Consider the following 18,542-nt stretch of genomic DNA (forward strand, 5'->3'; position numbering starts at 1 on the left):
TCTGTATTGTATTTTACATTCCGGCGAGTTCACTTTTTACTTCCTGTTCCATGATTGCCCACGCCTTTTCGATATCCTCATCTTTATTCCAAAGAGCCGGAGGTCCGAGTACAACCATATCTGCACCTGCTTCATAAAGAGGAGCATAAACGCCTGCATTCATCGATCCGTCTGCCTCGATCAGAAAGTCAAGCTTCATCTCTTCTCTCCATTTTGCAAGGGTACGTATTTTATCATACATCTGTGTGATCACCTTCTGTCCGGCATATCCTGCATCTACGATCATAATCGTTACTTTCGACAGAAGGGGAAGGTAATATCGAATCGCCTCTAAAGGAGCTGCCGGGTTCATGGCAATCCCGGCTTTGCATCCCAGAGAGATAATCTTGTTGATCGTCACGAAAGCATCACTTTCAATGCAATCTGTGTGCGGAGTGATATAAGCTGCTCCGGCTGCAGCACATGCCTCAATATAATCTTGCGGATGTTTTACCATTAAGTGTGCATCCATCGGTTTTTTTACAACTTTTTTCAATACTGTCATAAAATCAGGACCAACGCCAAATGTTTTTACATAATTTCCATCCTTTATATCAATATGAAGGAAATCTGCATGTTCATCGATAAATTTTACTTGATGACCGAAATCATATAAGTCACAACAACCCATAGACGGTGCAAGCATTAATTTCTTTTCCATTGCTTCTCCCCCGGTCATCAATCCTCGTCATCAAAATCATATGTAAAGATTACTTTGATTGCTTCTTTTTTCGCCATCAGTTCAAATCCTTTTTCCCACTCGGAAAGTCCAAGTCTGTGAGTGATCATCGGCTGTACTTTGATCTGACCGGAAGCAAGAAGGCGGATCGCGTTTCTCCATGATGTGGAGTCATATGCCATATGTCCGATAATGCTCTTGTTCCATGAAGTAATGTCGTTGATTGAAAATTCAAGCGGTTTGAATCCCATTCCTACACGAACAACTTCTCCGTTCGGACGAAGCATCTCGATTGCCTGTTTCAAAGCAATGTTTGCTCCCGAACACTCAACGACAAGACCCAAGTTATCTCTTCCGCAGATTTCTGTACATCTTTTTACTACATCTTCTTTGGAACCGTTTACGCAGTGTGTAGCTCCAAGCTCTTTTGCAACCGGGAAACGAACCGGAACATCCTCGTCAAGTCCTACCATAACGATGTTGACCGCGCCCATAATTCTTGCTACCTGTACTGCAAATAATCCAAGCGGTCCTGTTCCGAATACTACGACATCCTGTCCCGGAAGGAGATGACTTTGCTGCGCGATCGCTTTGTATGAATTACAGATCGGATCAAGTACCGCCGCCTCTTCATATTTTACATTTTCCGGGATCTCCCAGATCGCATGTTTATGGATTCTCAGGATCTCTCCCGGAACTTTACAGTATTTAGAAAATCCGCCGCCCCATGTATTATTATCAAGACCTAAGTTTACTTTGCTTTCACAGCAGAGAAAATCTCCCTGTTCGCAAGCCGGGCAAACGCCGCATACATGAGCGCTGTTGTCAGACACAACTCTTTGTCCCACTTTCCAGTCCGTTACTTTCTCGCCAACTTCTACGATCTCACCTGCAAATTCATGTCCGCGGATCGAGTTGAATTCATCGGAGCCATTATCCACTTTATAGTGTTTCATATCTGCTCCGCAGATTGCAGCCGCCTTGATCTCAATAATAATATCTTCCGGACCGCATGTCGGTTTCGGAACGTCGATCATACGATATCCGCCAAATTCTTTTCCATATCTTGCTAATGCTTTCATCTTTTCATTCTCCTCTTTTTCCATTCTGTATTCCGGGGTTTCTTTTCAAATTTTACTTTTTTCAGTCACCCGCATTTTCATGCTCTTTAGCTTCCGGCCGGAAACTTTATTTCTTTATTTGTCTATATTTTATCATATATTTCTTTTAAGTCAACACTTTTTCTTTGTTTCAAAGATTTTAGTCTGTTTACACAACATTTTTTTAATTTTAATCCGTTTTTATCGTATTAAGTATTCTTTTTTTGTCTATTTTTTACATTTTGATTGTTAAAAACAAAAAATAAAAAAAACACAACATAGGATAAACTTATTTTTTCCATATCGTTTTATCCTATATTGTGGTTTTTTTTCAATGATTTCAATTCAAATATTTTGGTTTTAAAAATATATTCTTTATTTCAGATATTTCAAACATCAAACGAAGAAAACATCAATTTTTCTTCTCGTCTAACACGAGCTTGGCAGATCCACAGATTCCCGCATCATTTCCCAACTGCGCAAGAACAAATCTTACATTTTTATCTGCAAAAAACGCTCTTTCTTTATACGGTTTCTCTATGTACGGAATCAGTACTTCGCCGGCTTTGGAAACGCCTCCGCCGATGACAAACACTGCCGGGTTCACGACTGCCGCAAGATTGGCAAGTCCGTATCCGAGATATTTTCCAAACTCAGCCGCAATCTCATCCGCCACTTCGTCGCCTGCCTTTACGGCATCAAACACATCTTTTGCCGTAATCGCAGCTTTATTAAGAATCGTTTCCCGTTTTTCTGTTTTTAATTTTTGTTCTGCCAGGCGGACAATTCCCGTAGCAGACGCATACTGTTCCAAACACCCTTTATTCCCACAGCCACATCGATCGTTCTCTTCATAGTTTACGCAGATATGTCCGATTTCTCCTCCTGCTCCGTTGTTGCCGACGAGCATCTTTCCGTCAATGATCACTCCGCCTCCTACTCCTGTGCCAAGCGTTACCATGATCATATTTTTTTCTCCGGCTCCGCCTCCTTTCCACATTTCACCGAGAGCGGCAACATTCGCATCGTTTCCGATGTACGCTTTCAAACCTGTCAGCTCTTCCATTTCCTTTTTCACTTCTTTATATTTCCATCCGAGATTTGCGCTCCCGTTTACAATTCCTTCTGCCGTCACAGGCGCCGGAACTCCGACTCCGATCCCGAGGATGTCTTCTTCGGATAGTTTTCTCTCTTCTATCTTTGTTTTTAACGAAAATGCAATATCCGGCAAAATTGCCTCTCCATCAGCCAATGTATTCGTCGGAATCTCCCATTTTTCAACAATAGTTCCCGTCTCTTCAAACAACCCTATCTTAACTGTTGTGCCTCCGATGTCAACGCCGAAACAATAATTCATAATTCCTGATCTCCTTCCTTATCTTTTATCTTTTTTTCGCAAGATTTTCCTGCACACGTTTATATAATTCCTGCGCCGCGTTATAACCCATCTGCTTCTGTCTGTGGTTTACCGCGGCTGACTCTACGATAATAGCAAGATTTCTTCCCGGTCTGATCGGGATACTGTGGCATACGACTTTATTTCCGAGAAATTCCGTATACTCTTCTTCCAGTCCGAGCCTGTCATACTCTTTTTCTCTGCTCCAGTCTTCCAGTGTAATGACAAGATCGATGTTCTGAGTTTCTCTGACGCTTTGGACACCAAACATTGATTTTACATCGACGATACCGATTCCTCTTAACTCAATAAAGTTTTTCGTCACATCCGGCGCAGAGCCTACAAGCGTCTCATCGCTCACTTTCCGTATTTCCACTACATCATCCGTCACAAGACGATGTCCTCTCTTGATCAGCTCAAGTGCAGCTTCACTTTTTCCGATCCCGCTTTCTCCCATAATCAAAACACCGACGCCATATACATCTACAAGAACTCCGTGAATCGAAATACACGGCGCAAGCTTTACGTTCATCCAACGGATGATCTCCGCAGAAAAATCAGATGTCGGTTTGGATGCGCTAAATACCGGCACATTACTTTCCACCGCCTTTTTTAAAAACACGTCGCCCGGCTCTATCCCCCGGCAAAATACCATGCACGGAATCGGGTGTTTCAGAAGCATTTCATAAATATACACTCTCCGCTCTTCTGTCAGCGTCTGCATATATGTGTACTCTACATTCCCGATGATCTGTACGCGGTTTGAGTCAAAATGATCAAAAAAGCCCGCTAACTGAAGCGCCGGTCTGTTGACGTCCGGCACATGGACTTCTTTCTCTGTCAGATCCAACTCCGGCGTCAGATTTTTCAGATCCATCCTTTCTGCGATTTCACTTAGTTTAATTCCTCGTCCCATATATTTTCCGTTCCTTTCATTTTATTTTTCATAGCCGGATCGGCTTTCCCCTCATCCGGCGACATTCTTTATTCATTTCTCTTATCATATCATGTATGAAAAAAATTGTATACCGCCTGCGCCGCCTTTTCATTCATAGAAGGAAGCTTCGCAAGTTCTTCTATTGAAGCTGCTTTGATCGCGTCCAGACTTAAATAATGACGCATAAGCGCTTTTCTTCTCGCAGGTCCGATCCCTTCTATATCATCCAGGATGGAATGTACCTGACCTTTTCCTCTGAGCTGCCGGTGGTATTCGATTGCAAACCGATGCGCCTCATCTTGAATTCGTGTAATAAGGCGGAAAGCTTCGGATGATTTTTCAATCGAAATCTCTTCGTTTTGAAAATAGAGTCCTCTCGTCCGGTGAAAATCATCTTTTACCATGCCGCACACCGGAATATTCAGATTCAGGTCCTCTAATACCTGAAGCGCCACGTTTACCTGACCTTTTCCTCCATCCATCAAGATCAGATCCGGAAATACAGTAAACTTTCCAAGCTCTCCGTTCTCTTCCCGTTCTTTCAAACCATGAGTAAAACGTCTGGTCAGCACTTCTCTCATACTTCCGTAATCATCTGCGCCTTGGATTCCTTTGATCTTAAACTTTCTGTAATCATTTCGTTTTGGTTTTCCTCTCTCATACACGACCATAGATCCGACTGACTCGAAACCGTTCGTATTGGAAATATCGTAAGCTTCCATACGCCTGATCTGCGAAATGCCAAGCAGTGCTTCTATTTCTTTTACAGCTCCGATTGTACGGCCTTCTTCTCTTCGCATCCGCTCTTTGTCTTTGCTCAAAACAAGCTTCGCATTGTCAGAGGCCAATTCGACCAGTTTTTCTTTCGTTCCTTTTTTCGGAACTTTTACCGTCACTTTCTGTCCACGCTTTGAGGTAAGCCACGTTTCGATCAATTCTCTGTCTTTGATTTCCTCCTGAATCATCAGTTCTCCCGGAATATAAGGCGTTCCCGCATAATACTGCTTAATAAAACTGTCTAAAATACCGGATGTTTTTTCTCCGCTTGAGATACGAAGATAAAAATGATCCCTTCCGATCAGCCGTCCTCCCCTTATAAAAAACACTTGAACAACCGCATCTTCCCCTTCCGAAGCTGCCGCCAGAATATCTCTGTCTTCTCCGCTCGAATCTGTGATCTTTTGTTTCTGAGCAATCTTTTTCACACTGTTTATCAGTTCCCTGTATTCGATCGCACGTTCAAACTCCAGATTCTCAGAGGCGGTATTCATTTTTTCTTCCAACTCTTTCAAGATCACATCATAATTTCCATTCAAAAACTTCAACACTTCCGCGATCGCCGCCCCGTAGTCTTCCTGAGAAATATAGCCCTGACACGGAGCGTCGCACTGCTTGATATGATAATTAAGACAAGGACGTTCTTTCCCGATATCTTTTGGAAGATTTCGATTGCAGCTCCTTACATGGTACAATTTATGGATCAGATCAATCGTATCTCTAACCGCCTGCGCACTCGTGTACGGACCGAAGTATTTTGCCTTATCTTTCAGCATTTTCCTTGCCAGCAAAACTCTCGGAAAGGGTTCATTCACCGTCACTTTGATAAATGGATATGTTTTATCATCCATCAGCATCGTATTGTATTTTGGATGATGTTCTTTGATCAGATTACACTCTAATACAAGAGCCTCCAACTCCGAATCTGTCACAATATACTCAAAACGCCTGATATGCGTCACCATCTGTTCTATCTTGACGCCTTTATTTCTGCTGCTTTGAAAATACTGCCGCACTCTGTTTTTTAAACTGATCGCTTTCCCGACATAAATGATCTCGTCCCGCTCGTCATGCATAAGATATACGCCCGGTCTTGCGGGAAGCTTTTTTAATTCTTCCTGTATGTTAAAATTATTGTTTTCCATAAACTTTATTATACTTCCCATATATAAAAAAACAAGAAAAACTTATCTTTTATAAACATTCTCTTTCACTTTATCAAAAGGGATACTGCTCAGTGGCATTTTGGTTTTGTTCTATTTTTAAAAGCTCTGCTTTTCTCTCAATTCCGCCTGCATATCCTGTCAGATTTCCTTTTGCTCCGATCACTCTGTGACACGGAACGATCACCGACACAGGGTTGCGTCCGATAGCATTTCCAACCGCCTGACTCGACATCTTTGAAATCCCTCTGTCATGTGCGATCTGCTTTGCGATTGCGCCGTATGTCGTTGTCTCTCCATACGGGATCGTGCAAAGCATCTCCCACACACACATCTGAAAATCGGTTCCTTCCAAATGAATCGGTATTTGAAAGTCCGGTTCCACTCCTGAAAAATATATATCCAGCCATTTTTTCACACCCGAAAAAAGTGTTGTCTCTTTCTCCTCACTTTCCCGGGTCAAACCTTGAACAGCATTTTTCTGTCCTTCAAACGCCAGTCCGGTCAGTCCGATCTCATCCGCTGTCAGCAATATCCTGCCAAGCGGCGATATATAACTGTTTCTGTATTCCATCTATTTTCCCTCTTATTCTCAAACTATCCGTTCCCGGAAATTCTTTTCTTCCAAAATTCCGAAAGATTCGACGGATTTTATGATTTCAAAAGAAAAAGGATCGCTCTCCGCTTTCTCTCAAACGGAAAACAACCCTTATTTCCTTATTTCATCGCAATTCTCCCACGCTCTTCTATACCGGATACCGCGCCTTCTTCAGGCTCGGAAATTCCTTTTACTTCTCTGAATATCTTCATAAATTCTTTTCCTGTGATCGTTTCTTTTTCAATGAGAAATTCCGCGATTTTATCAAGAGCTTCTCTGTTTTCGGAAAGAAGTTTCTTCGCCTCTGCGTACGCAGATTTCAGCATCTTCATTACTTCTTCGTCAATCTCTCCCGCCGTCGCCTCTCCACAGTTAAGAACCGCACGGCCGTCCAAATATTTGTTCTGGATCGATTCAAGCCCCATCAGTCCGAACCTGTCTGACATTCCATACTGCGTGATCATGGCACGGGCGATTTTCGTTGCCTGTTCAATATCATTTGACGCGCCTGTCGTTACTGTATCAAACACGATTTCTTCCGCCGCACGTCCTCCGAGCGCAACAACGATCATCGCTTCCAGTTCTTTCTTTGTATTTAAGAACTTCTCTTCTTCCGGAGTCTGCATCACATACCCCAGCGCGCCCATCGTTCTCGGAACGATCGTGATCTTCTGTACCGGCTCTGTATTTTTCTGAAGCGCTGTCACAAGGGCATGACCTACCTCATGATAAGAAACAATTTTCCGCTCTTCCTCGCTCATGATCCGGTCTTTCTTCTCTTTTCCGACAAGAACAACTTCAACCGCCTCAAACAAATCTTTTTGACTCACAACCTGCCTTCCGTGTTTTACTGCATTGATCGCCGCTTCATTGATCATATTCGCAAGGTCCGAACCAACTGCTCCGGATGTTGCAAGCGCGATTGCTTCCAAGTCCACGCTCTCATCCATCCGAACGTCTTTTGCATGTACTTTTAAAATATCGACACGGCCTTTCAGATCCGGCTTATCAACAATGATCCGTCTGTCAAACCGTCCCGGACGAAGAAGCGCAGGATCAAGAATCTCCGGACGGTTTGTTGCCGCCAGAATCAAAAGTCCCTTATTCGTATCAAATCCGTCCATCTCCGCCAAAAGCTGATTCAGAGTCTGCTCTCTCTCATCATTTCCGCCCATCGCCGTATCTCTTGTCTTTCCGATCGCATCGATCTCGTCGATAAACACAATACACGGAGCCGACTGCTGAGCCTGTTTGAACAGATCACGAACACGGGATGCTCCGACACCGACATACATTTCCACAAACGCAGAACCCGATAATGAGAAAAACGGAACTTTTGCCTCTCCCGCAACCGCCTTTGCCAAAAGTGTCTTTCCTGTTCCCGGCGGTCCTACAAGAAGCGCTCCTTTCGGAAGTTTCGCTCCGATCCCACTGTATTTTCCCGGATTATGAAGGAAATCAACGACTTCCTGAAGCGATTCTTTCGCTTCATCTTCTCCTGCCACATCCCGGAACGTCACTCCTGTTTCTTTTTCCATGTACATCTTCGCATTGCTCTTTCCAATGCCCATCATTCCGCCGCCCTTATTCATGCGCTTCATCATATATGTGAACAGCCACACCATGAGCAGAAGCGGCAGGATCACCGTGACAAACATTTCAAAAAACAACTGACCGATCGTATCCGGAATCTCACTTTGAAACTTAACCCCGGCACGGTCAAGTTTTGTCACAAGCGTATCATCGTCAACATATCCCGTATAAAAATCAGGCGCGTGTTCTTTCCCTTCTTTTTTTACGGAAGGCAGTTGGATACGCAATCTTTCCATCGCTTCTTCAAACGGACTGAGGCGTCCTTCTTTTTCCGCTTTCTCAACAGCTTTTTCCCGCGCTTCCTCACGGGCTTTGTCCGTTAATGTAATATAAATCTTTTCACTGTCTAACTTTACCTCTTTTACTTTATGTTCACTTACAAGTTTAAGAAATTTGTCATAACTGATCTCCCTTTGACTTGTATTGCCCATAGCAGAAAAGAATCCGATCAATACAAAAGCCACCAGCAGGGTCGTTATAAGCACAATGCCCAAACCCTGCCGGTTATTATTCGGATTATTTTTATTATTCTTCTTATTCTGGTTGTTATCCATCCTGTTCCTCCTAAAAATCTTCGGCGTCATTGCACAACGTGCATGACGTTATTACCATTATAAGTACAGCTTTTGCATAAATCAATAAAAAGATTATGAAAATATTGTAAAACAGTTAGATTTTATAGTATACTGAGTACGAAATGTGTCCTGCCGCTATTCTTTTGCATGCAGGATTAAAATGAACAAAAAAGTGGAGAAGAATAAAATGAGAATCGGTTTTGACAATGAAAAATATCTGAAAATGCAGTCCGAACATATCCGAAACCGGATCGGAAAATTTGGCAACAAGCTTTATCTTGAATTCGGAGGCAAACTGTTTGATGATTATCATGCGTCCCGTGTTCTTCCGGGATTTGCTCCTGACAGTAAACTCCGTCTTTTAAAAGAGTTGAGTTCTCAGGCAGAGATCGTTATCGTCATCAGCGCCAAAGACATTGAAAAAAATAAAATCCGCGGAGATCTGGGCATCACCTATGACACAGATGTTCTCCGTCTGATTCAGACATACAAGGATCAGGGATTATATGTAGGAAGTGTTACAATCACTCAATTTTCCGGTCAGGAAAGTGCCCTCCTGTTCAAAAACAGACTTGAAAAGCTGCATATTCCGGTATATCTTCATTATCTTATTCCCGGATATCCATCTAATATTCCGCTTATCATCAGCGACGAAGGTTATGGAAAAAATGATTATATCAAGACAAGCAGACCTCTTGTTATCGTCACTGCTCCCGGACCCGGAAGCGGCAAGATGGCAGCATGTCTTTCCCAGCTTTATCACGAGCATAAACGGGGCGTTCTTGCGGGATATGCAAAATTCGAGACGTTCCCTATATGGAATCTCCCGCTTAAGCATCCGGTTAACCTTGCATACGAAGCGGCAACTGCCGACTTAAACGACATAAACATGATCGACCCGTTCCATCTTGAAGCGTATGGAGAAACGACTGTCAACTATAACCGTGATGTTGAGATTTTCCCTGTATTAAATACAATCTTTGAAAAGATTTACGGAGAAAGTCCTTACAAGTCTCCTACTGATATGGGCGTCAACATGGCAGGAAACTGCATCTGCGACGACGAAGCCTGCCGTGAAGCTTCCAAACAAGAGATCATCCGCCGTTATTTTGATGCTCTGAACGCTCTTGCAAAGGGCAGCACTTCCGAGAAAGAAGCTCAGAAAATCGAACTTCTTATGAATATGGCAGGGATTACTGTCACAGACCGCAAAGTTGTAATCAAAGCTTTAGAGCGCGCCAAAGAGACAGACGGTCCCGCTGCCGCTCTTGAACTGCGTGACGGAAGGATCATCACCGGAAAAACAACCAATCTTCTCGGAGCAAGCGCGGCGCTTCTGTTAAATGTACTAAAAGTGCTTGCAGGTATCGATCACGAAACTCATATTATTTCTCCTGAATCGATCGAACCGATCCAAAAATTAAAAGTAGATTATTTAAAGAGCAAAAATCCACGGCTTCATACAGATGAAGTACTTATCGCCCTATCCGCAAGCGCGGCAACAAATCCACAGGCACGCCTTGCCCTTTCCCAGCTTCCCGAACTTGCAGGATGCCAGGCGCACACATCTGTCATGCTGTCAGACGTAGACATTAAAATCTTTAAGAAACTGGAAGTGCAACTCACTTCCGAAGCCGTATACGAGCACGCTTTATAAAATAACAAAGGGGAAGGATGACTCCTCCCCTCTTATTATCCTTATGTTACAGACAGCCGGATGTTTTTAGATCCGGCTGTTTTTTGTATTTCTATATTACTTCCTCATTCGCAAAAAGTTCCTCTATAATTTTTTCGTACACAGCACATTTTTCCGCTTTTTTGATCTTCTTTGCGTATGGTCTGCTATTAGTAAAAGAGGACGCCAAATAAAACCACAGTTCTTTCATCTTATACAAAACTGTTCTTTCACCGGACATTTCCTCGCAATATGCTTCATATAGCATATCATGAAAATGACGCATTTCCGCTTTATCCGCACCATCTCCGCCTTTTATCTTCCGGGCAATCGCCGGATCGGCGAGAACTCCCCTGCCGATCATTATACTCTCTACTTCCGGAAACTGTTCCGAAAGATTACGGACATCTTCTTCCGATGTAAGATCTCCGTTATAACATATTTTATGCCTTCCTGTGCCGAGCGCTTTTTCAAACACATCCATATGCGGAATATTTTATAAAAATCTTTTTGTGTACGGGGATGAATGATCAGCTCTTTTATCGGATACTTATTATAAATATCCATAAGTTTCGGAAATTCCTCACCACTTTCTGTTCCGATCCGCGTTTTTACAGAAATATCGATCGGGCAATTTTGAAACACTTCTTCCAGAAAAAGATCCAAACGTTCCGGAAATGCTAAAAAGCCCGCTCCCCGCCCTTTCGTCACAACAGTTTTAGACGGACATCCTACATTCAGATTAATCTCTTTATACCCGTACTGTTCCAGCTTCTTTGCCGTCTGTACAAAGTCCTCTGCACAATTTGTCAATATCTGAGGAACAGCATGCATCCCCTTATTATGTTCCGGAAGAATATCTTTTTTCTCCCTCGCGCTGAAACGTCCCATTTGATTCGGCTTAATAAACGGAATAAAATACTTGTCAAACCCTCCAAAACACTTCTGTACGGCGCCGCGGTAAATCCATCCCGTAATTCCTTCCAATGGGGCAAGATATATATTCATATATAATAACTCTCCTTTAATCAATATATGACCTTTAGTAACAGTTCATCCCGCGACCTTTAGATTATTACAGCGCCCCCTGCCTTGTCAAGAAAAATCTCATGTGCTAAGATAAGAACAGTATTTTTTACCAAAAAGGAGCATAACGTTTATGAATACATTACGGAAATTTATCACCTATTACTCACCGTACAAGACCGTCTTTTTTATCGACCTTCTTTGCGCTGCATTCATCAGCATTGTCGATCTTGCTTACCCGCAGATCCTGCGCGTGCTGACAAATACTTTGTTTACGAAAGACAGCAGTCTCATCCTTCATGCGCTCCCATTCATTGCAGCCGGACTTCTTTTCATGTATCTTATACAAAGTCTTTGCAAATATTATGTAAGTTACCAGGGACATATGATGGGCGCCTGCATGGAACGTGATATGCGCCGACAACTATTTGATCATTATGAAAAACTTTCTTTTTCTTATTACAGCAAAAATAATTCAGGACAGATGATGAGCAAACTCGTCTCCGATCTGTTTGACATTGCCGAATTTGCACATCACGGACCTGAGAACCTTTTTATTTCTGTCGTAAAGATCATCGGCTCTTTTATTTTCCTCTTTCTGATCAATGCGCGGCTCGCCCTGCCCCTTGCCATTATTGTTTTATGTATGTTCGTTTTTTCCATACGCCAAAACAAAAAAATGCAAGAAACATTTATGGATAACCGGAGAAAGATCGGAGATGTCAATGCAAGTCTCCAGGATACCCTTGCCGGAATCCGTGTTGTACAATCTTTCACAAATGAGGAAATAGAACGGAAAAAATTCCAGAAAAGCAATCACGCTTTTCTTCTCTCTAAAAAAGAGAATTATCACTGTATCGGAAGTTTTATGGGATGGAATCTTCTGTTTCAGGGGTTGATGTATTCAGTCACTCTTATCTATGGCGGATACCTTATCGCAAAAGGATTCATGAACGTCGGAGACCTTGCCATGTATGCACTTTATATCGGTATTTTCATCAGTCCGATCCAAATCCTCGTAGAACTTATTGAAATGATTCAAAAAGGTCTTGCCGGATTCCGCCGTTTTCTTGACGTCATGGAAACAGAACCTGAAATCAAAGACGCTTCCGACGCAGAAGAATTAACAGATGTAAAAGGCCTCGTCCGCTATGAAAACGTATCTTTTCACTATGCTGATGACGATACGTCTGTCCTTTCTCACATATCTTTTGAAATTCCCGCCGGAAGATCAGTCGCTCTTGTCGGTCCGTCGGGAAGTGGAAAAACAACGATTTGTTCCCTTCTGCCACGTTTTTACGATGTGACAGGCGGCAGGATCACAATAGACGGAAAAGACGTCCGAACATTGACTTTAAAAAGTCTTCGAAGCCATATCGGCGTTGTACAACAAGACGTATATCTGTTTTCGGGAACGATTCGCGACAACATCGCCTACGGAAAACCGGACGCGTCGGATGAAGAGATCATAGATGCCGCAAAACGTGCAAATATTCACGATTTTATCAGCGAACTTCCCGATGGATATTCCACTTATGTAGGCGAGCGCGGAACCCGTCTCTCAGGAGGACAAAAACAAAGGATTTCTATTGCCCGTGTCTTCCTTAAGAACCCTCCGATCCTGATTCTTGACGAAGCTACCAGCGCTCTTGATAATGAAAGCGAACGGCGAATACAAAAAAGTCTCGAAGAACTTTCTAAAGACAGAACAACGATCACAATCGCACACCGCCTCTCTACAATCAAAAACGCCGATGAAATCATCGTCATCACAGAAGATGGCATTGCCGAGCGCGGAACTCACGGATCACTGCTTGATAAAAACGGACTTTACGCTCACTATTACCGCGCTTGATCTGTTTACTTTCCCGGATTATAAAAATAAATGTATGCTGCCGAAAACCGACTGCATACATTTATTTTTTCATCTATTATTCATATCTTACCATTTCCCTTTTTAATCTCTGCATGATCTTTTTTTCTAACCTCGATATGTATGACTGCGAAATCCCAAGCAGATCTGCGACTTCTTTTTGTGTTTTTTCTTTTCCATCCGGATTATCCAATCCAAATCGCATACTTACAATCAGCTTTTCTCTGCTGTTAAGTTTATTCAGAGCACGAATCAAAAGTTTTCTCTCCGCTTCATTTTCCAGATCTTTATAAATCGTATCTTCTTCCGTTCCCAAAATATCCGACAAAAGCAGCTCGTTTCCATCCCAGTCAACGTTCAAAGGTTCGTCGATGGACACCTCCATCTTTGTCTTGCTATTACGCCTTAAGTACATTAAAATTTCATTTTCAATACATCGGGATGCGTATGTTGCAAGTTTGATCTTTTTTGTCGGATTAAACGTATTGATTGCTTTGATCAAACCGATCGTTCCGATCGAAATCAAATCTTCAACGCCTACGCCTGTATTGTCAAATTTTTTCGCAATGTATACAACAAGCCGGAGATTGTGTTCTATTAATACTTTTTTTGCATCCTCTGCATACTCTGTTCCGAGCCGGTTAATCATCTCGCTTTCTCTCATCCCCTCAAGAGGCGGCGGAAGGACTTCCGTTCCTCCTATATAATGCACCTCTCTCCCGCTCCCGAAAATCAAGGTTTTCACATCAGGTACTACTCTTAACTTAAACCGCTGCGGAACAGCTACTTTCATCATCATGTCATATCCTCCTATATTCCCCTGTTTTAGTAATTTTAAGCGGCAGTAAATATAAACTGTCAAAGATATTAATCCATATTTTTTAACTCCCGCTTATAAAAAGATCCCCGGATTCAGGATCATTTCATATCGTTCTTTTTCCGAAAGAGTTCTTTCACTCATCCCGAGAAGCGGATTTTCTATCCATATGTCTTCATCCATGTGAATACACATTTTTTCAATCCGAAACACCTTCATCACTCCATCTCCCCCGATGCTGCTGTACGGAATCATATGAAAGCCTTTTTCCCATTCCGGATGTGTCGTAATAGACTCTGCCAATCGCGGATCAATAATATTGACCGGATCATCAGACGCAAAATCGCGGAGCTCATTTCCCGTATCTATAAGACCGATCACTTTCTTTACCCCAAGACTTGTATACAATGTTACTTCCGGAAGATTTTTCGTATTCTGTCTTATGCGCGATATAAACTTCCACATTCCCGTAAATGCAAAGTATCCGACTGCAAATACTGCGTAAAACACTCCGGCAAATTTCATATACGGACGAAACAGATTCGCAGCCCCTCCGAAGACAACTGCCGCTGCATACAGAACGATCAGCGTCCTCAAAAACCAGGCAGCCAGTTCTTTTTTACTTTGTTTTCTACCCTTTTTCAAAACATCTCCGCCAAGTCCCGCAAATATCATCACACTATTAATCCCAACGCCAAACAGAAGTGTTTTTATCGCCGGCATAAGCGGAAGCGCTATCACAACACAAGTCAAAAAACTGCCTGCTGCCCCTCCTGCAAGCATCCGCGCATAAGAATTCCTATACTGCATAACACGGTTTACAGCCATTAAAAGCAGACTGTCTAACATAAAATTTTCTAAAAAAAATACATCTATGTATAATTCATAGTACATAGTCCACCTTCTTTCTCTTCCGTAATTATGTAGTGCGGAATCTATTATATATTTAGAAACAGGAAAATTTTGTCATATATTGACATGTATCTGTAAATATATTTCGACAAAAAACAAAAAAACAGAATGGAACTCTTACATGAAATTCCATTCTGTCTTAAAATTCTATATTATTATACCGATTCGCTTATTTCTTAAAGAAATCCGGAATCTTAATAGACTGCTCTTTCACCGTACTGGATGGCGTACGCGGCTGTAAAGTCGGCATCGTACCTCCCTGCGGTCTGGCAGATGTCTGTGGTCTGGCCGCAGATACTCTGCTTCCATCATTGTCAAGACGACTTCTTACTGTCGATTCACCGGACGGAAGGATCGATCCTACTTTCTGCTGTCCTTCCAATCTCGCCTTTAATTTTGATGCGCTTCCGCCTACATTATGTAACCCGGTCGCAATAACAGTGATCGTACATTCATCTGACTTCGCGTCATCATACATAGCACCGAAAATAATACTTGCGCCTTCTCCTGCAAGTTCCTGTACATAATCAGCCGCATCAGAAGCATCCATAAGAGTAATATCTCCCGATACGTTAACGATAACATTCGACGCACCCTGAATCGTCGTCTCAAGCAGCGGACTCGCAACAGCTTCTTTTACCGCCTCAAGAGCCTTATCGTCTCCGCGTCCTGCACCGATACCGATATGAGCAATGCCTTTATCCTTCATAACTGTCTGAATATCCGCAAAGTCAAGGTTGATCAGTGACGGAACATTGATCAAATCTGTGATACCTTGAATACCCTGCTGAAGAACTTCATCAGCTTTCTTAAGAGCTTCCGGCATTGTTGTGCGTCTGTCAACAACCTCAAGAAGCTTGTCATTCGGAATTACGATAATCGTATCTACATTTTCTTTTAATTTATCAATTCCGCTCAATGCATTCTGCATTCTTGTTTTTGACTCAAAACGGAAAGGTTTTGTGACAACTCCGACTGTAAGAGCTCCCTGCTCTTTTGCAATACGCGCAATAACAGGTGCAGCACCTGTACCCGTTCCGCCGCCCATACCGCATGTTACGAACACCATGTCCGCACCTTTGAGCGCTGCCGAGATCTCTTCTGAACTTTCCTCTGCCGCTTTTTCTCCTACTTCCGGCTGTGCCCCTGCGCCGAGCCCTTTTGTAAGCTTCTCACCGATCTGCATTAATGTCGGTGCTTTACAAAGCTGCAGTGCCTGCTTATCTGTATTCACTGCGATAAATTCCACGCCCGCGATCTGTTCGTCAATCATCCGGTTTACTGCGTTGTTTCCGCCTCCACCGACTCCGACTACAATAATTCTTGCGGCCGCTTCTGATTCGTTGGTTTTAATTTCTAACAAGAGTACTTCCTCCTTCGTCGTCTTACTAATTTCTTATACATCCCTTAATATTGAACGATAGAATTCAATAAGTATATAATAAAGTCTTTTTAGCAAATAATCAATAGATTTTTTGCTATTTTTCTGAATTATTACACTTTTACAGATGATCCGCCGCCGCTATGCCGCCGGAACAAACGGAATCGACTCCGATTCGGCATCGTAATTCTCTAAATGCAGCACGCCCGCCTTTCCGGGATATAATTCAGTCAGTTTTTTAAGAATCGGTTCTACCTGTCTAAGCTTTTCTTCATAATTCCCGTTTCCAAGGCTGACCTGTACAATTTCAAAATATATCTGTACGCCTCCATCTGTACACCCCATCCTGTCAGGTGTGAGATTGTATTTTTTTAAATTTTTTGAAACTTCTACAATTTTTTCAAAAATACTGTCATCTTCCACCGGAAGTTTTTTCCCTATTTTAGCTTTTGCCGAATCAAACATAAGACCTTCGATATGAGGAACACCTTCGATTATTTTTTTTGTCCGCAATACTGCCGTTCCGGTTCTGTCAAAATAAAGATATGCACCGTCATAATCTACATATCCGGCCATTTCTTTTTCTTTCACTTTCACCTTCACCGTCCACGGATCTTTCAGTGAAATACTCAGACTTTCTACTCCTGACGGAAGATCGGCATCGGTAAAATTATATTTATACAGAACATACAGAGAATTTACCGAAAGCGGATCATTCTCAATCCATGTTGTGATCGTTCTCTCTCCGTAATAAGAATTTCCTTCCACTTTATATGACCTTGTGCGAAATAGAAATACCGCCGCAGCTGCCATAACGATCAAGACAGTAAGCACAACTAAAATAATCGGCCACACCTTTCTCTTTTTGTGTTTTTTTCTCTTCATCTATTCTGAACCTCCATACCGTAAACCTTCGTAATTCGATACGCTAAGCACAAGTCCCATCTCCAACAGAAGAAATACAACCGATGTACCTCCGTAACTGATAAACGGAAGCGTAATCCCTGTGTTTGGAATTGAATTTGTAACTACCGCGATGTTTAATATAACCTGGATCATCATATGCGCCATTGCCCCTGCCGCTATCAAAGCGCCAAGCAGATCCGACGCTTTTGTTGAAATCACAAAAAAACGCCAAATAAGAATCAAAAATAAAAGAATGATAAATCCTGCTCCGATCAATCCCAATTCTTCACAGATAATAGAAAAAATCATATCATTTTGAGCCTCTGGAAGAAATCCGAGTTTTTGTACACTGTTGCCTAATCCCCTTCCGAACAGACCTCCGCTGCCGATTGCATATAGTCCCTGCAGCGTCTGATACCCTTTTTCATATTGCTCCGGATGTCTCCAGATTGCCAGGCGTTCCAATCGATAACTTTCCATCGCCAGAAAAACCGTCATAAATCCTACGCCGATACTTCCCATCAATATAAAACGGACGTATTTCGGATCCGCTACAAAAATCAGAACAACCGCAATTCCGAGAATGATGATCGCAGTGCTTAAATTACTTGCTCCGACCAGACCTACGATCGGCAAAACCGGAATCATCATAAGTATCATTGTGCGAAAACGTTTCATCCGCTGTACATTTCTGCTCACAAGGCATGCAAGAAAAAAAATAACGGCTACTTTTGCAAACTCTGAAGGCTGAAAAGAAATCGGGCCCAAAGACAACCATCTTTTGGACCCGTTGTATTCATCCCCGAAAAATATAACAGCCACAGACAGAATGATCGACGTCACATATGCGGGAATCGCCAGCGGAACCCATTTATGATAATCAACGCGGGCGATAAGCGCCATACCAAACAGTCCGAGCAGTGTCGCAAACCCCTGCTTTTTCAAATAATGAAACGGATCGTGAAATTTCACCTGCCCATTGTAAGCGCTTGTGCTGTACAATATCACAAGCCCTGCGGCAACAAGAAGCAATACAACAAATATAAGCATCCCGTCATATCGTTTTTTCTTTTCAGAACGCGTCAATCAGCTCCA

General features: G+C 42.5%; 14 protein-coding genes and 1 pseudogene. 2 read left to right on the forward strand and 13 right to left on the reverse strand.

Annotation, left to right across the window (positions count from 1 at the left end; translation table 11 throughout):
* Positions 1-13: 13 nt before the first annotated feature.
* The 7 genes from RUMTOR_RS07020 to ftsH form a co-directional block, all read right to left on the reverse strand.
* Positions 14-700 carry a beta/alpha barrel domain-containing protein gene (locus RUMTOR_RS07020; RefSeq protein ID WP_009242732.1) on the reverse strand — a complete coding sequence of 229 codons (687 nt, stop codon included), beginning with the start codon at positions 698-700 and terminating at the stop codon, positions 14-16.
* Positions 701-717: 17 nt separating this feature from the next.
* Positions 718-1,800 carry a zinc-binding dehydrogenase gene (locus tag RUMTOR_RS07025; RefSeq protein ID WP_044929722.1) on the reverse strand — a complete coding sequence of 361 codons (1,083 nt, stop codon included), beginning with the start codon at positions 1,798-1,800 and terminating at the stop codon, positions 718-720.
* 430 nt (positions 1,801-2,230) lie between these two features.
* Positions 2,231-3,175 (reverse strand): ROK family glucokinase, encoded by a 945-nt coding sequence (locus tag RUMTOR_RS07030; protein ID WP_004846498.1) that lies wholly within the window; start codon positions 3,173-3,175, stop codon positions 2,231-2,233.
* 25 nt (positions 3,176-3,200) lie between these two features.
* Positions 3,201-4,130: an HPr(Ser) kinase/phosphatase gene (gene hprK / locus RUMTOR_RS07035; RefSeq protein ID WP_004846499.1), complete on the reverse strand. Its 930-nt coding sequence runs from the start codon at positions 4,128-4,130 to the stop codon at positions 3,201-3,203.
* 89 nt (positions 4,131-4,219) lie between these two features.
* Positions 4,220-6,073 carry an excinuclease ABC subunit UvrC gene (gene uvrC, locus RUMTOR_RS07040; RefSeq protein WP_044998087.1) on the reverse strand — a complete coding sequence of 618 codons (1,854 nt, stop codon included), beginning with the start codon at positions 6,071-6,073 and terminating at the stop codon, positions 4,220-4,222.
* A 73-nt stretch (positions 6,074-6,146) separates the two neighbouring features.
* Complete coding sequence (locus RUMTOR_RS07045) at positions 6,147-6,665, reverse strand: methylated-DNA--[protein]-cysteine S-methyltransferase (RefSeq protein ID WP_004846501.1); 519 nt, start codon at positions 6,663-6,665, stop codon at positions 6,147-6,149.
* A gap of 143 nt (positions 6,666-6,808) precedes the next feature.
* Positions 6,809-8,836: an ATP-dependent zinc metalloprotease FtsH gene (ftsH, locus tag RUMTOR_RS07050; protein ID WP_009320715.1), complete on the reverse strand. Its 2,028-nt coding sequence runs from the start codon at positions 8,834-8,836 to the stop codon at positions 6,809-6,811.
* A gap of 208 nt (positions 8,837-9,044) precedes the next feature.
* Here ftsH and RUMTOR_RS07055 point away from each other — a divergent pair, with 208 nt between their 5' ends.
* The gene (locus RUMTOR_RS07055; RefSeq protein ID WP_009242737.1) at positions 9,045-10,514 is read left to right on the forward strand and encodes a DUF1846 domain-containing protein; all 1,470 of its coding nucleotides are present in this window, start codon (positions 9,045-9,047) and stop codon (positions 10,512-10,514) included.
* 91 nt (positions 10,515-10,605) lie between these two features.
* Here the strand turns inward: RUMTOR_RS07055 and RUMTOR_RS07060 are convergent.
* Positions 10,606-11,540, reverse strand: a pseudogene (locus RUMTOR_RS07060) (tRNA dihydrouridine synthase).
* A gap of 151 nt (positions 11,541-11,691) precedes the next feature.
* Between RUMTOR_RS07060 and RUMTOR_RS07065 the strand changes: the two are divergent.
* Positions 11,692-13,413: an ABC transporter ATP-binding protein gene (locus RUMTOR_RS07065; RefSeq protein WP_009320720.1), complete on the forward strand. Its 1,722-nt coding sequence runs from the start codon at positions 11,692-11,694 to the stop codon at positions 13,411-13,413.
* A gap of 76 nt (positions 13,414-13,489) precedes the next feature.
* Here the strand turns inward: RUMTOR_RS07065 and sigE are convergent, their stop codons facing one another.
* From sigE to RUMTOR_RS07090, 5 genes are all read right to left on the reverse strand, one after another.
* Positions 13,490-14,230 (reverse strand): RNA polymerase sporulation sigma factor SigE, encoded by a 741-nt coding sequence (gene sigE, locus RUMTOR_RS07070; RefSeq protein ID WP_004846508.1) that lies wholly within the window; start codon positions 14,228-14,230, stop codon positions 13,490-13,492.
* A gap of 93 nt (positions 14,231-14,323) precedes the next feature.
* Positions 14,324-15,142, reverse strand: coding sequence for a sigma-E processing peptidase SpoIIGA (locus tag RUMTOR_RS07075; RefSeq protein ID WP_004846509.1), 819 nt, complete (start codon positions 15,140-15,142; stop codon positions 14,324-14,326).
* A 187-nt stretch (positions 15,143-15,329) separates the two neighbouring features.
* On the reverse strand, positions 15,330-16,523 hold the full coding sequence (gene ftsZ, locus RUMTOR_RS07080) for a cell division protein FtsZ (RefSeq protein ID WP_009242740.1): 1,194 nt from the start codon (positions 16,521-16,523) through the stop codon (positions 15,330-15,332).
* A gap of 159 nt (positions 16,524-16,682) precedes the next feature.
* The gene (locus RUMTOR_RS07085) at positions 16,683-17,426 is read right to left on the reverse strand and encodes a cell division protein FtsQ/DivIB (protein WP_004846511.1); all 744 of its coding nucleotides are present in this window, start codon (positions 17,424-17,426) and stop codon (positions 16,683-16,685) included.
* Positions 17,427-18,497: an FtsW/RodA/SpoVE family cell cycle protein gene (locus RUMTOR_RS07090; protein ID WP_004846512.1), complete on the reverse strand. Its 1,071-nt coding sequence runs from the start codon at positions 18,495-18,497 to the stop codon at positions 17,427-17,429.
* Positions 18,498-18,542: the final 45 nt, after the last annotated feature.

The sequence above is a fragment of the [Ruminococcus] torques ATCC 27756 genome, assembly GCF_000153925.1.
GTDB lineage: Bacteria > Bacillota > Clostridia > Lachnospirales > Lachnospiraceae > Mediterraneibacter > Mediterraneibacter torques.

Excerpts from the sequence above, each read along its gene's own strand:
- RUMTOR_RS07020 (WP_009242732.1), bottom strand. The coding sequence starts at position 700 with ATGGAAAAGAAATTAATGCTTGCACCGTCTATGGGTTGTTGTGACTTA.
- RUMTOR_RS07025 (WP_044929722.1), bottom strand. The coding sequence starts at position 1,800 with ATGAAAGCATTAGCAAGATATGGAAAAGAATTTGGCGGATATCGTATG.
- RUMTOR_RS07030 (WP_004846498.1), bottom strand. The coding sequence starts at position 3,175 with ATGAATTATTGTTTCGGCGTTGACATCGGAGGCACAACAGTTAAGATA.
- hprK (WP_004846499.1), bottom strand. The coding sequence starts at position 4,130 with ATGGGACGAGGAATTAAACTAAGTGAAATCGCAGAAAGGATGGATCTG.
- uvrC (WP_044998087.1), bottom strand. The coding sequence starts at position 6,073 with ATGGAAAACAATAATTTTAACATACAGGAAGAATTAAAAAAGCTTCCC.
- RUMTOR_RS07045 (WP_004846501.1), bottom strand. The coding sequence starts at position 6,665 with ATGGAATACAGAAACAGTTATATATCGCCGCTTGGCAGGATATTGCTG.
- ftsH (WP_009320715.1), bottom strand. The coding sequence starts at position 8,836 with ATGGATAACAACCAGAATAAGAAGAATAATAAAAATAATCCGAATAAT.
- RUMTOR_RS07055 (WP_009242737.1), top strand. The coding sequence starts at position 9,045 with ATGAGAATCGGTTTTGACAATGAAAAATATCTGAAAATGCAGTCCGAA.
- RUMTOR_RS07065 (WP_009320720.1), top strand. The coding sequence starts at position 11,692 with ATGAATACATTACGGAAATTTATCACCTATTACTCACCGTACAAGACC.
- sigE (WP_004846508.1), bottom strand. The coding sequence starts at position 14,230 with ATGATGATGAAAGTAGCTGTTCCGCAGCGGTTTAAGTTAAGAGTAGTA.
- RUMTOR_RS07075 (WP_004846509.1), bottom strand. The coding sequence starts at position 15,142 with ATGTACTATGAATTATACATAGATGTATTTTTTTTAGAAAATTTTATG.
- RUMTOR_RS07085 (WP_004846511.1), bottom strand. The coding sequence starts at position 17,426 with ATGAAGAGAAAAAAACACAAAAAGAGAAAGGTGTGGCCGATTATTTTA.
- RUMTOR_RS07090 (WP_004846512.1), bottom strand. The coding sequence starts at position 18,497 with ATGCTTATATTTGTTGTATTGCTTCTTGTTGCCGCAGGGCTTGTGATA.